The sequence below is a fragment of the Rheinheimera aquimaris genome (assembly GCF_020531985.1).
Classification (GTDB): Bacteria; Pseudomonadota; Gammaproteobacteria; order Enterobacterales; family Alteromonadaceae; genus Alishewanella; species Alishewanella aquimaris.
On record NZ_JAJAVQ010000003.1, the window covers coordinates 644,202 to 657,384 of the forward strand.

11 protein-coding genes are annotated in these 13,183 nt (G+C 48.5%); 1 reads left to right on the plus strand and 10 read right to left on the minus strand.

What is annotated here, in order from left to right; translation table 11 throughout:
* Positions 1 to 37: 37 nt before the first annotated feature.
* The 5 genes from LHL18_RS12195 to LHL18_RS12215 all read right to left on the minus strand — a co-directional run bounded on the left by LHL18_RS12195 (position 38) and on the right by LHL18_RS12215 (position 4,918).
* The gene (locus LHL18_RS12195) at positions 38 to 2,041 is read right to left on the minus strand and encodes a type IV pilus secretin PilQ (protein ID WP_226767284.1); all 2,004 of its coding nucleotides are present in this window, start codon (positions 2,039 to 2,041) and stop codon (positions 38 to 40) included.
* A gap of 84 nt (positions 2,042 to 2,125) precedes the next feature.
* Positions 2,126 to 2,662, minus strand: a complete 537-nt coding sequence (locus LHL18_RS12200; protein WP_134052018.1) for a pilus assembly protein PilP — start codon at positions 2,660 to 2,662, stop codon at positions 2,126 to 2,128.
* On the minus strand, positions 2,659 to 3,258 hold the full coding sequence (locus LHL18_RS12205; RefSeq protein ID WP_134052020.1) for a type IV pilus inner membrane component PilO: 600 nt from the start codon (positions 3,256 to 3,258) through the stop codon (positions 2,659 to 2,661). Before LHL18_RS12205 ends, LHL18_RS12200 begins: the two co-directional genes overlap by 4 nt.
* Positions 3,255 to 3,851 carry a PilN domain-containing protein gene (locus LHL18_RS12210; RefSeq protein ID WP_134052022.1) on the minus strand — a complete coding sequence of 199 codons (597 nt, stop codon included), beginning with the start codon at positions 3,849 to 3,851 and terminating at the stop codon, positions 3,255 to 3,257. Before LHL18_RS12210 ends, LHL18_RS12205 begins: the two co-directional genes overlap by 4 nt.
* Positions 3,839 to 4,918, minus strand: a complete 1,080-nt coding sequence (locus LHL18_RS12215) for a pilus assembly protein PilM (protein ID WP_134052024.1) — start codon at positions 4,916 to 4,918, stop codon at positions 3,839 to 3,841. The genes LHL18_RS12210 and LHL18_RS12215 overlap by 13 nt, the downstream gene beginning before the upstream one ends.
* A 189-nt stretch (positions 4,919 to 5,107) precedes the next feature.
* Here LHL18_RS12215 and LHL18_RS12220 point away from each other — a divergent pair, with 189 nt between their 5' ends.
* The gene (locus LHL18_RS12220; protein WP_226767285.1) at positions 5,108 to 7,687 is read left to right on the plus strand and encodes a penicillin-binding protein 1A; all 2,580 of its coding nucleotides are present in this window, start codon (positions 5,108 to 5,110) and stop codon (positions 7,685 to 7,687) included.
* Between the two features lie 47 nt (positions 7,688 to 7,734).
* Here LHL18_RS12220 and argH read toward each other — a convergent pair whose 3' ends face one another.
* From argH to argC, 5 genes are read right to left on the minus strand one after another with little or no spacing between them, the layout of a single operon-like run.
* Complete coding sequence (gene argH, locus LHL18_RS12225; protein ID WP_226767286.1) at positions 7,735 to 9,114, minus strand: argininosuccinate lyase; 1,380 nt, start codon at positions 9,112 to 9,114, stop codon at positions 7,735 to 7,737.
* 4 nt (positions 9,115 to 9,118) lie between these two features.
* Entirely contained in the window at positions 9,119 to 10,327 is a 1,209-nt protein-coding gene (locus tag LHL18_RS12230) for an argininosuccinate synthase (RefSeq protein ID WP_226767287.1), read from the minus strand.
* Positions 10,328 to 10,334: 7 nt separating this feature from the next.
* Entirely contained in the window at positions 10,335 to 11,249 is a 915-nt protein-coding gene (locus LHL18_RS12235) for an ornithine carbamoyltransferase (RefSeq protein ID WP_134052032.1), read from the minus strand.
* Positions 11,250 to 11,294: 45 nt separating this feature from the next.
* The gene (gene argB / locus LHL18_RS12240; protein WP_226767288.1) at positions 11,295 to 12,065 is read right to left on the minus strand and encodes an acetylglutamate kinase; all 771 of its coding nucleotides are present in this window, start codon (positions 12,063 to 12,065) and stop codon (positions 11,295 to 11,297) included.
* Positions 12,058 to 13,098, minus strand: coding sequence for an N-acetyl-gamma-glutamyl-phosphate reductase (gene argC / locus LHL18_RS12245; protein ID WP_226767289.1), 1,041 nt, complete (start codon positions 13,096 to 13,098; stop codon positions 12,058 to 12,060). Before argC ends, argB begins: the two co-directional genes overlap by 8 nt.
* Positions 13,099 to 13,183 lie beyond the last annotated feature (85 nt).

Genomic DNA, 13,183 nt, shown 5'->3' on the forward strand with positions numbered 1-13,183 from the left:
GTTGCTGCAGCCAAAGCAGCAACCACTGTGATAGATGTTAAAGCCCGTCAGAAATAATTCTCGGTGTGACAAAAATTAATAGTTCATTCTTTTCATTCACATCACGGGTAGTTCTGAATAGCGTTCCAACATAAGGAATATCGCCAAAGAAAGGTACTTTAGTCACCGTCGATAGTATCTGCTGCTGGTAAATACCACCAAGTACTATGGTTTCACCGTTATCAACCAGAACCTGAGTTTGGATTTGCTGGGTATCAATTGCTGTAGCTGGCCCCGTAGGGGTTTGCACCGTTTCGCCTTTGGTGTTCTGCGTAATCACCAAGTCCAGAATAATTTTGTTGTCAGGTGTAATCTGTGGCGTTACGGTCAGGCTCAGTACAGCTTTTTTAAACTCAACGGTTGTCGCGCCGCTTGATGCCGCCTGCACATATGGTATCTCTACACCTTGCTCGATACGGGCTTCTTTCTGGTTAGCGGTGGTAATACGCGGGCTGGCAATAATCTCGCCTTTGTTCTCTTGCTCCAATGCTGACAGCTCTAAATCCAGCAAGGTACCATCGGCTAAACGGGCTATATGAAAGGCAATGCTACCTGCTGCCGCACTTGTGGTTGGCAAATTAACATTCCAGCGATCATCCAAAGATGGTATTGAGCCATTAGCAATACTATTGGCGCCGCCAGCGGTACCTGATGTGCCCTGATTTGAGCTGCCGCTACTTTGCTGATCACTAAAGCCCCAGCGAATGCCTAATTCATCCGCAACGCTGTCGCGTACGGTCACCATGCGCGATTCTATAAGTACCTGACGTACAGGAATATCAAGTCTTTCAATCAGTTTACGGACGTTCTCAATATTCGCCGCAGTATCTTTTATCAAAATAGTATTGGTGCGGTCGTCTACGTTAACTGAGCCACGTGATGACAACAAAGTCGCATCTTTATTGCTCAGTAGCTTGGTAATATCGGCTGCCTTAGCATAATTTACCGCTAGGAAGTCTGAATACAGCGGCTCCAGATCAGCGACTGTTTGTTTTGCTTCTAACTCCCGGGCTTCTCTGGCTGCCAGTTCATCTGTTGGCGCGACCATCAGGATATTACCTTCCATCCGCTTATCCAGCCCTTTGACGCGCAGAACAATGTCCAGCGCCTGATCCCAAGGCGTGCCGTCTAACCGCAGAGTAATGTTTCCGGTTACTGAATCACTGGTCACCAGATTAAAACCATTGTAGTCAGCGATAATCTGCAACACTGTCCTGACAGGAATATCCTGGAAGTTCAGCGATATCGCGCGGCCTTTATACTCTTTACCACCGCCCAAAATGCTGCGATTCGTAGTATCGCGTTCTACGTTCAGCGTGAAAATATTATCAATTTGCTGATAGGTAAAAGTGAATTCAGCCGTTGTGTCTATTACAAGCCTGGTTGAAGCCCCCTCTTTAAAAGTTTCAATTCCTTTAACGACAGTACCGAAATCGACAACATCGAGTTGATACAACAACTCATCTAAAATGTCTGTGTTGTGAAACTCAACTTCCAGCTTGCCCAAACGCTCGCTCACATCAACCGCTGCGGTGTTGTCGCGCAGAAACACCAGCACCCGGCCTTCGCCTTTATCTCCGCGACGGAAATCTATCGCATTGACACGGTTGATGTAAGTCGGCTTAACGTCTGCAGCTTGACCTACTGCATCAGACGTAGGGTTATCTGATATGTGGATATAGAACACGTTACCACGAACCCGGGTACGGTAAATCTTCAGATAATCCAAATAAATCACAGTTTTAAAACCATCACCTTCAAACTCTGAAGTCACTCGTTTTACACCGGATTTATCAATCAGAACCTCGCTCAGCTTTTCTTCATAATCAGATTCGTTAAAGAACAGCTCAATCCTTGCAGGTTCATTAAATACCTGAATACTCGGGTCAGCATACAGCTCTTCATCAAAGATGAACTCTATTTCTGTCTCGCCGGTTAGTAGCGGGTTATACCGCACGTCATATAACAGTGGCACTGCTGACGCAGGTATTGAAAATAGCATTAAGGCTGCAAAGCACAGTACTGTGCGCTGGATTGTGCCAGACATTATTTTGATTATTTTATCCATGATTTACTCGCATACCTATCAATTACTTGCAGCAGAAGACGCATCGGCCATCTGCAACATTGTCGTCCGCTCTTTCCAGCAACCCGCGCCGTCCGGAATTAACTCAAGTAACTCTATATGAGTCGGCTCTACGTTAATAACACGGCCATGAAATAACCCAACGTGATTATTCAGCGTTACTCTGTGCAATGTCTTATCTGATGCTTCTATCAGTGCCCAGATATTACCTATATCGCCCAAAGTACCGCGCATCTTTAAATTATCGACGGCGTACTTTTCCAGCGGTTCCTTCCTGCGACGAGGATCAGGGTGTAAACAATCCTGCACCTGTAAAAATTTATCCTGTATCGCTTCTGGCCGCGGAGCTGAAAACGGGCTGCGGGCATCCTGAGAGCGATAAGGTATATGCTCAAACTCCTGAACCTCGGGTAAAGGTTCTACGCGGGCTCTTGTGTTTGCTTTGACTTCAGCGATGTAATTTTGCACATCACTTATATCGTTAAAACAACCGGTCAACATCAACGTCAGTGCAATTACTGTTAAACGCCTGTTCATGGCTGAACCTCCTTGTAGCGGTAGGTTTTGGCCACAACATTGAAACGAAGACGTTCGTCTTTTTCAGTTGTAATAGAAAAATCGTGCAAACTAACAATACGTGGAAGCTTGGCTACCTCACTAACAAAATTGCCGAACTGGTGGTAATCACCAATTACCTCAATTTTTATCGGCAGTTCGGTATAAAATTCCTTTTCGATCTCTGGCTCCCAGTTAATACGAATGAAAGTTAAACCGCTGGTTGTACCTACATAGGTAATATCATCCAGTAACCCCGGGGTTTCATGAGTCGTTGGCAGCTGTTTCAGTAAAAATGAGAACGTCTGCTCCATTTCGACCATTTGCTGCTTATACAAATCCAGATTTACTGCCTGGGCATACTTAGTACGATAAACTTGGCGCAATTCAACTTCTTTACTTTCAGCTACAGTCAGTTCATCAATTTTGCTATCGACCAGCAGAAAATAGCTTAAAACAGAAACCAAAATCGCCAGAATAACTGCGAATATAATCTTCGCGCCCGCCGGCCAAGACCCCATATTCTCGAGGTCAAGATCATTAATATCGATCTCGGACAAATTAATATTCAAGCTCATTTCGCACCTCCGTTTGCAGGTTTAGCCGGAGTATCAGCCCCCTGCACAGCCTCATAGCCTTTAACAGTCAGGTGCATTTTAAAATTACTGAGTAAACTGACAGAATCTTTACCCGCTTCAATAAACTCAAGGTAAGGTTCTGATAACAGTTCAGACTCCTCCGCTTCCCGAAGCATATTCGACAAACGGTTATTCGATTCGCTCTTACCGATTAGCAGCAAAGAAGTACCTTTTTTCTCAAGTTGAGTCAGATACACACCAGCTGGGACAGCACTGGCAATTTCATCCATTATCTGAGTCCCCAGATTCCGGCTGCCTTGTAACTGAGAAATCAGCGCCATGCGCTGTTGCAGACTCTTTTTCGTATCATTTAGCGTGCGGATCTCAGCAATGCGCTGATCGAGAATTTTGATCTCGTTTTGCAGAAAGTTATTACGCTGTAGCTGCCCTTCAACACGGGCGCTGTATACCATATTCACCAGAAAAACCAGTAAAAAGCTCAGCACCGCAGTGGCTGTCAGTATTGTCAGGTACTGTTTCTGCCGTTCTTTGCGCGCAGCATCACGCCACGGCAGTAAGTTTATATATGCCATGACGAAAAACTCCTTAACGCCAAACCACTGGCAACCATCAACTGTGAAGCGTGGCGGTTGAGTTGCTCACGGTCAACCGAGGTAGCCACCTCCATCGACTTGAAAGGATTGGCAACAACAGTGTGGATACCCAACTCGTCAATCAGTAATTTATCTATACCTTCAATCAGCGCAGTACCGCCGGAAATCACCAGATAATCAACTGCGTCTCTACCACTACTGGTCAGATACATCTGAATGCCACGGCGAACCTGTTGTAACAGCATCGTCTGAAAAGGCGCCAATACTTCAAAGGTGTAGTTAGGCGGTAAATCACCATTTACCTTAGCTAACTCCGCTTCTTCATAACTCTTGTTGTAATAAGACAGGATACTGCGGGTATATTGATCGCCACCAAACACCTGGTCACGTGTGTAGAGAGTTTTACCATTCTCGATAATACTAAGCAGCGTCATAGTGGCACCGATATCGACCATCGCTACGACTTTATTTGCTGCATCATCTGGTAACTGTTTCAGGCACAGCTCAGCTGCACGGCTTAATGCATAGCTTTCAATGTCAACGACCTTAGCCGTAAAACCACCATTATCCAACGCTGCGACTCTGGCCTCTATACTTTCAGTCCGGGCGGCACTGAGTAATACATTTACTTTTGAGGGATCAGCATCGTTAACATCGAGCTTCTCAAAATCGAGACTGACTTCATTCAGCGGGTACGGTATCAGCGTATCCGCTTCAACTTCAATCTGACTCTCAAGTTCAGCATCGGTTAAGGACACATCCATGAAAATGACTTTACTGATCACGGTAGATCCGGAAACAGCGGCGGCGGCAAATTTAACTGAGCGGGGGATCTTCTTACGGATCTTACTGAGCACATTACCAACGGCTTCAATGTCCTGGATCTCACGATCTGACATTGCACCTTTAACCATGGGCTCTACGGCGAATGCTTCAACTTTGCATACGCCGCTGTGCTGACTGAGTAATACAGCCTTCACAGAGTGTGCACCGACATCGATCCCCACCATCATCGGTGTTTGTTTACTGAACAGGCGATTTATCATAGCTTCCTGCGGCCATTTTATAGTTATGATTATTGTCTCATTGATAGCTTAGTCGCTAATTTTTGGCAAGAAAAAGCGTTTAATCTAAAGCTAATAAATATATACTAGCAGCGTTGTAAAGGAATTGGGAGTAAAAATTGGGGTTATTCAGTGTCTTGGGTTAAAAAACTTTTAATACTCTGTCTATCCATGATCCTTCTTGGTGTAGTAACGATCTCTGGGATCTATTTTTACCTGAAAGATGATCTCCCGGACGTTACAACCTTGCTGGATGTCAGATTGCAGACGCCAATGCAGGTTTTCACCGCTGATGGAGAGCTTATTTCTCAGTTTGGTGAAAAACGCCGTATTCCTCTAAAATTGGAAGAAATGCCTCCTTTATTAGTTCAGGCATTTTTAGCCGTTGAAGATACTAGATTTTATGAACACCCCGGGATCGATATTATTGGTATTTTCCGGGCGATGACGGTTGTTGCATCATCAGGCGATTTCAGTCAGGGTGCCAGCACCATTACGCAACAGCTGGCCCGTAATTTCTTCTTGAGCCGCGAGAAGAAAATTGTCAGAAAAATCAAAGAAATATTCCTAGCAATTCATATAGAGCAGCTGTTAACGAAAGATCAAATCCTTGAGCTTTATCTAAATAAAATAGAATTGGGGCAACGCTCTTTCGGGGTTGGCGCTGCAGCTCAGGTTTACTTTGGCAAAACAGTTCACGACCTGACAGTCGACGAAATAGCCATTATAGCTGGTTTACCTAAAGCCCCATCGACACTCAACCCTGTTCGCTCAGCAAGCAACGCCCGCGCCCGACGCAATGTCGTACTTGGCCGTATGCTGGATATCGGTGTAATTGATAAAGCGGCTTATCAACAGGCAATAGAAGCCCCTGTTACCAGCCGGTTGCACGGTGCTCAGATAACCGCATCTGCACCCTATATCGCAGAAATGGTGCGGCAGGAAGTTGTTAATCAGTTTGGCGAAGAAACAGCCTATTCAGCCGGGCTGAAAGTCTATACCACAATAAACAGCAAGCAGCAGGCTGCTGCTAAGCGGGCGTTACAGCAAAACCTGTACGATTATGATGAACGCCATGGCTATCGCGGACCGGTTGCACAATTGTGGCAGTCTCAACTCAACGAAGCAGAAGACGCAGAGCCGCTGTTTAACGAAACAGACCCCCTGTCACGTGAAGACATACTCGCCTATCTCGATACACAAAGCAGCCTGGAAGATTTGCGTCCGGCTGTTGTCACCGCTGTTCAGGCTCAAAGTGCCACCTTACTGATGGCAGGTGGTCAGGAAATAACACTGAACTGGGAGGGGCTAAAATGGGCGCGGCGCTTTATCAATGATGAACGTCAGGGTACGGCACCTAAAGCAGCATTTGCCATTTTAGCACCCGGCATGCATGTACTGATCCGTAAACAAGATGGTGACTGCCGCCTGTCCCAGATACCGGAAGCCAGCAGTGCCATTGTTGCTATCGATCCACATAATGGTGCACTACGCTCGCTGGTTGGTGGATACAGCTTCAGTCAGAGTCAGTTTAACCGGGTTACCCAGGCTAAACGTCAGGTTGGGTCTAACATAAAACCTTTTGTTTACTCAGCAGCGCTGGAAAACGGCTACACCCTGGCTTCAATCATGAACGATGCTCCTATCCATCAGTGGGACGACAACGCAGGTATTGCCTGGCGGCCAAAGAACTCACCCGCTGTTTACGATGGTCCGATTCGCATCAGAGAAGCGCTGGCTAAATCTAAAAACGTGGTGTCAATCAGATTGCTGCGCGGAGTTGGTATTGACAATACCATTCAGCATCTGCAGCGCTTCGGTTTTGCGGCCAGCGACTTGCCGCGCAATGAAACCTTAGCTTTAGGATCTGCATCACTGACGCCTCTGGAATTGGTAACAGGCTATGCCACTTTTGCTAACGGTGGCTTCCTGGTGACACCGTACGTGATAGAAAAAGTCGTCGATGACGAGCAAAATGTCCTGTATCAGCATAATCCGGCTACAGTGTGTCAGGATTGCACGCCTCCTGAGCAAACTACTGCTGAACCCGTTAAAGAAGACGCCGAAGCCCAGCTGGGGCAGCTGTTTAATGAGCTGGCACAGGATAAGACTGCTTCTGAGAACAGCATTTCGCTAGCGCAGACCGAACCCCGCCAGGCTGAACGGGTGATTTCACAGCAAAATAGTTTTCTCATAGCCGATGCACTTAAAAGCAGTGTTTGGGGTGGAGGCAGCTGGCAGCACGGTACAGGTTGGAACGGCACTGCATGGCGCCTTCAAAAACTGAAACGACGCGATCTGTCAGCAAAGACCGGTACAACTAATGATTCAAAAGATACCTGGTTTTCCGGCTTTACACCTGATTTAGCGGTAACTGTTTGGGTTGGTTTTGACGATGCTAACCGCAGCCTTGGCCGCGCTCAGTGGCATGCCAATATGGGCCAGCAACAGAGTGCCGGTGCTGAATCCGGTGCCCGCACCGCGTTGCCGGCGTGGCTCGATTATATGCAAACGGCGCTAGAGAGCATTCCAGAGCAGCCAGTGCCGCCACCAGTTGGTCTGGCATCGGTACGGATTGATCTGCAAAGTGGCTTGCTCAGCCGCCGTACTGATTACACCAGCACCTTTGAGTACTTCAAGCCAGGCACTGAGCCCACACAATATGCTGGCACTGATGTTCAGCAGATAAGTTTCGACAAAGCTCAGCAGAAAAAGCCTGAAGAGAAACAACAGGAAGTCGAATTATTCTGATAAAAAAGCCCGCTAAGCGGGCTTTTTTGTTTAAGCATACTCATTGTTTAAACAGATTCGAACCACTGTTTAGCCTGCTGCAACGCAGACAGAACCTGTTGTGGTGCGGTACCACCAAGTGCGGCACGTTTCAGTAAACCCGCATCAAGTTGTAACGCCGGGTAAACATCTTCGCTGATTAGCGAGCTAAACTGTGTAAACTCATCAAGCGTTAAGGCTTCGAGTGCCTGCTGTTGTTTTGCCGCATACACCACCAACTCACCTACCACTTCATGTGCGTCACGAAATGGCATGCCCTTGCTCACCAGATAGTCAGCCAAATCTGTTGCGTTGCTATAACCGAGTTCAGCGGCCTGACGACACTGCTGCACGTTAACACTTAAATGCGGCAGTACAGTTGCCAACACCAGCAACGATTGTTGCCAGGTCTGCATCAGATCGAAAAAGCCCTGTTTATCTTCCTGCATGTCTTTGTTGTACGCTAAGGGTAAGCCTTTCAATACGTGCAAAATCGCTACCAGATGGCCCAGCACACGGCCGGTTTTGCCTCGCAGCAGCTCAAACACATCCGGGTTCTTCTTCTGCGGCATCAGCGACGAGCCAGAGCTTATTGCATCACCCAGTTTGAAAAAGCCTGCCTCGCCGGAGCAGAAAAAAATCACATCTTCTGATAAGCGTGATAAATGTGTCATGCAGATACTGGCCGCAGCCGACAACTCTACTACGTAGTCACGGTCAGACACCGCATCCAGGCTGTTTAACGCCGCGCTGGCAAACCCCAAACTCTGTGCTAACGCCACACGGTCAACCGCGACACCTGTACCGGCTAAGGCACCGCACCCTAATGGACAAACATCCATACGTGCTAGCGCATCGTCCAGCCGACTCACATCGCGCTTAAACATTTCGACGTAAGCTAATGCCCAGTGCGCGACCAGCACCGGCTGCGCCCGCTGCAGGTGGGTATAACCCGGCATGACATCAGTGCCGGCACGTTCGGCAAAACTCAGTAACGCAGCGATAGCGCCAAGTAATGACTGGCGCACGGTTTGAGCATTCAGCTTGCTCCATAAGCGTAAATCTGTTGCAACCAGGTCATTACGGCTACGCCCGGTATGCAGTTTCTTGGCAACCGCCCCGAGCTTCGCTGTCAGCTGAGCCTCAACCCAGCTGTGAATGTCTTCTTCGCTGGTTTGCAGCGGTAGTTTAGGATCAGTATCTATTGCAACTGCTAAATCAGCCAGCGCCGAATCCAGCTGGTCAACTTCACTCTGAGTGATGATGCCGGCCTGTGCCAGTTGCTGCGCCCAGGCACGTGATGCTTGAATATCCTGCTGCGCCAACAGATAGTCAAAGCTAAGTGAGTCGTTAAAATCACGAAACTCTGCCAGTGTTGCTTCCTGAAAACGTCCGCCCCACATCGCCATAACATTAATCCTTTTGTTGCTGATGCAGCGCGCGGATCCGACTGGCCAGACTGTACAACCGGATAAAGCCTGCTGCATCTTTCTGGTTATACACTTCATCACCTTCGAAGGTTGCAAACGCCTCTGAGTACAGAGAGTTAGGTGAGCGACGCTTCGCTACCGTGACATTGCCTTTATACAGCTTGATCACTACATCACCGGTCAGCTGTTCTGCCAACGAGGTGGCAGCTGCCAATAAAGCGTCTTTCAGCGGTGTGAACCAGCGGCCGTCATAGACCAGCTGCGCAAACTCCAGACCGACTTCTTCACGGTATTTCAAAGAAGTGCGGTCATATACCAGCGCTTCCAGCCCTTTCAATGCAGCCATCAGAATAGTGCCGCCAGGTGTTTCATAACAGCCGCGTGATTTCATACCAACCAGACGGTTTTCGACGATATCAATACGGCCAACGCCATGCTCTGAGCCAATCTCATTCAGCAGCTCAATAGCAGCAACAGGCGCTATGGTATTGCCATTGATTTGAGTCAGTTCACCTTTAACAAAACTCAGTTCAACATAGGCCGCGTGATCCGGTGCCTGCTCAGGTGATTTAGTCCACATCCAAACCTGTTCAGATGGCTCGCACCATGGGTTTTCCAACTCGCCACCCTCGTGCGAAATGTGCCACAGGTTAGCATCACGGCTATAAATTTTGGTGGCAGATGCTGTCGTTGGCACTTTCTTCTCCGCCAGATAGTTCAGCAATGACTGACGGGAATTAAACTGCCACTCGCGCCACGGTGCGATCACTTTCAGCTGCGGGGCCAGCGCTGCAAAAGCGCCCTCAAACCGCACCTGATCGTTACCCTTACCAGTACAGCCATGACACAGCGCATCAGCACCTAATTCCAGCGCCAGCTTTACCTGAGCACGGGCAATAACAGGACGCGCCATTGAAGTACCCAGCAGGTACTGGCCTTCATACACAGCACCGGTTTTTAATGTCGGGTAAATAACCTCTTTGACAAACTCTTCGCGTAAATCGACGATATGGCAGCTACTGGCACCAGACTTAATGGCTTTTTCTTCTACCCCTGCCAGCTCTTCATCGCCCTGACCAACGTTGGCAACAAAGGCGATAACTTCACAGTTATAGTTATCTTTTAACCAAGGCACGATAGCCGAAGTATCCAGACCGCCGGAATAGGCTAAAACAACTTTTTTAATACTCATGATATCCTCACGCAAATAAACTGATTAATACGGCATTCTGGGCATGCATGCGGTTTTCCGCCTGCAGTAAAACAAGAGACGCGTCGCTGTCGAGCACTTCACTGGTCACTTCATGCTCACGGTGCGCGGGTAAACAATGCATAAAATACTTCACTGCCAGACGCTGCATAACGGCAGTGTTAATTTGGTATGGTTTGAATATACGTTCTATTTCGGCAGGATCAGCTTTATCGCCCATCGACAGCCAGGTGTCGGTATAAATAGCATCTGCACCGGCGGCTGCAGATAAGTGCGGGCTAAGTTCCAGCACAGCACCGGTCGTTGCCGCTATTTTTTGCACCTGCAGCAGCACCTGCGCATCCGGTGAGAACCCCTGCGGTGTCACCACTGTCATGCGCATACCGCTAAGCGCAGCGCCAATCATTAACGAGTGACATACGTTGTTGCCATCACCGACATAGGCCAGATGCACCTGATTTAACTCACCAAAGCGCTCTTTTAATGCCAGCAGGTCAGCCAGCGCCTGACACGGATGATATAAGTCGCTTAACGCGTTAATCACCGGTTTATGGCTGGCTTGTGTAAGTTGCTCCAGTGTTTGCTGAGAAAACACCCGCGCGACGATAGCGTCAGTCCAGCAGGCCAGATTACGGCCAAAATCAGCCACCGTTTCGCGTTTTCCCATGGCACCATTTTGCTGGTCCAGATAAACACTGTGCCCACCCAATTTATAGATCCCCACATCGAAACTGACACGGGTACGTAGCGAGGGCTTCTCAAAAATCAGCGCTATACTTTTACCCGCCAGGGCCTGAGTGTATTTTTCCGGGTGTTGTTTTACATCCAGCGCTAAATTCAGTAAATCACTCAGCGCTGCCGGGCTTAATTCAGCCAGACTCAATAATTGTTTCAGTTTACTCATTTTTTCGATCGACCTGCCGCCAGTGCGGCATCCTTGTTTAAGGGATTAACAGACGATGCGCGTGCCTACTGCTTGCTGTCGCATCAGATTTAACAAATCCTGCGGGTGTTGCCAGCCCGCTACGGTGATACTTCGTCGCAGCGCCTGTGCGGTGTCCAAAGCGGCATCAAGCTTTACCTTCATACCGCCTTTTATCACGCCTTGCTGCACTAATTCCGCAGCCTGGGCGCTATTTAATTCGTTAATCAGCTTACCTGCACCATCCAGAATGCCAGGAACATCTGTTAACAACACCAGCTGACCTTGCACCAACTGGCAAATCGCAGCGGCGGCTAAATCAGCGTTAACGTTAAGTAATTGCGCCGTTTCGCCATGCCCAATAGAGCAAAACACCGGCGTAAAACCATCTTGCAGCAAACCGTTAAGTAAAGTGCCGTCCTGTGGTTTGGCCACGCCGACAGAACCTAACTTTGTATTAAGTTCAAAACGGCAGCTGTTGCCAGCTGACAATGTCAGGCCAACAGGTTTCAGCGCCTGCAGTGAAGCTCTTGCCACCATATGTGCATTCACTGCACCGGCCAGTGCCCCGGCAATAACCGGCATTTGCTCAGCAGGAGACACGCGCTGGCCGTCAAGTTTTTCGGTATGAAAGCCAAACTTTGCCAGCCATTGATCAACCTGATCACCGCCGCCATGCACTAACACTAAAGGGTATTGCTGCTTAAGCTCGGCACACACTGCCAATAAAGCATCAAGTGCAGCGTCGTCCTGTAACAGACGCCCGCCCATTTTTAACACCAGTGGCGTCTTATTCATGTGCCACCCCACTAAATAAACCAGCCGTTTCAGGTTTGCCAAACCGCACATTGGCCGCTTGCATCGCCTGGGCAGCAGCGCCTTTTAACAGGTTATCAATCGCTGACACGACAACAAGCTGCTCACCATCCTGCTGCCAGTAAATATCACAATACGGTGTACCAGCCACATCAGCGACACTAGGCGAATGTGATACCAGTCTGATCAGGGCTTTGCCGGCATAGGCATCGTTGAAGGCCGCATTCACCTGAGCAGCGTCCACGCCGGCTTTTAACGTCACTACGCTGGTCGCCAGAATGCCGCGTTTAAAATTGCCCAGATGTGGCGTAAATACCACTTTGCGTCCGAGGTTCTGTTCAATTTCCGGCCGGTGGCGGTGCTTAAAAAAACCATAGGCATTTAAGCCAACTTCGCAAAATGAGGTGTTAAGTGCCGCTTTACGGCCTGCGCCTGATACACCGCTGGTGGCATTAATTACCGGAACACAGCAGTCTGCAATTAAGCCTGCTTTAATCAACGGCAGCAGTGCCAGTGAACATGCTGTGGGGTAACAACCTGGTACTGAAATCAACCGCGGCAATGACGTGTGTTGCCACTCCATCAACGAATAAACCGCCTCTTCCAGCAACTCTGGATGCTGATGCTCATAGCCGTAGTATTTTGGATAAAGCTGCGGTTGCTTCAGGCGAAAAGCACCGGATAAATCAACAACATCGATATTCTGCGCCAACAATAACGGCGTAACAGCCTCACTGGCCTCATGTGGCAACGCCAGAAAAGCAACATCTACTTTGTCTTTTAACCCTGATGCGAGCTCATCAGTCCAGGGTTGCACCAGCATATCCAACTGCTGCTTATACCGGGGATATAACGAAGAAAATGGCTCTGCGGCACGGCCAGCCGATGCATAAGCGCCAACCAGTTCAAAATAAGGGTTACGCGCTAAGATTACAGCCAACTCAGCCCCGCTGTAGCCAGCAGCGCCCAATACGATACTACGAACTAAAGATACAGATTTGTCAGTTGATAACATTGAATACGACTCTCAGGAACTAAATAACGTATAGGTATAGCACGAAACAGCCGCTAGTGTAGAACGGCCCTCATGCAGTTTCAAG

Coding starts and splice junctions, on each gene's coding strand:
- LHL18_RS12195 (WP_226767284.1), bottom strand. CDS start 2,041: ATGCTATTTTCAATACCTGCGTCAGCAGTGCCACTGTTATATGACGTG.
- LHL18_RS12200 (WP_134052018.1), bottom strand. CDS start 2,662: ATGAACAGGCGTTTAACAGTAATTGCACTGACGTTGATGTTGACCGGT.
- LHL18_RS12205 (WP_134052020.1), bottom strand. CDS start 3,258: ATGAGCTTGAATATTAATTTGTCCGAGATCGATATTAATGATCTTGAC.
- LHL18_RS12210 (WP_134052022.1), bottom strand. CDS start 3,851: ATGGCATATATAAACTTACTGCCGTGGCGTGATGCTGCGCGCAAAGAA.
- LHL18_RS12215 (WP_134052024.1), bottom strand. CDS start 4,918: ATGATAAATCGCCTGTTCAGTAAACAAACACCGATGATGGTGGGGATC.
- LHL18_RS12220 (WP_226767285.1), top strand. CDS start 5,108: ATGATCCTTCTTGGTGTAGTAACGATCTCTGGGATCTATTTTTACCTG.
- argH (WP_226767286.1), bottom strand. CDS start 9,114: ATGGCGATGTGGGGCGGACGTTTTCAGGAAGCAACACTGGCAGAGTTT.
- LHL18_RS12230 (WP_226767287.1), bottom strand. CDS start 10,327: ATGAGTATTAAAAAAGTTGTTTTAGCCTATTCCGGCGGTCTGGATACT.
- LHL18_RS12235 (WP_134052032.1), bottom strand. CDS start 11,249: ATGAGTAAACTGAAACAATTATTGAGTCTGGCTGAATTAAGCCCGGCA.
- argB (WP_226767288.1), bottom strand. CDS start 12,065: ATGAATAAGACGCCACTGGTGTTAAAAATGGGCGGGCGTCTGTTACAG.
- argC (WP_226767289.1), bottom strand. CDS start 13,098: ATGTTATCAACTGACAAATCTGTATCTTTAGTTCGTAGTATCGTATTG.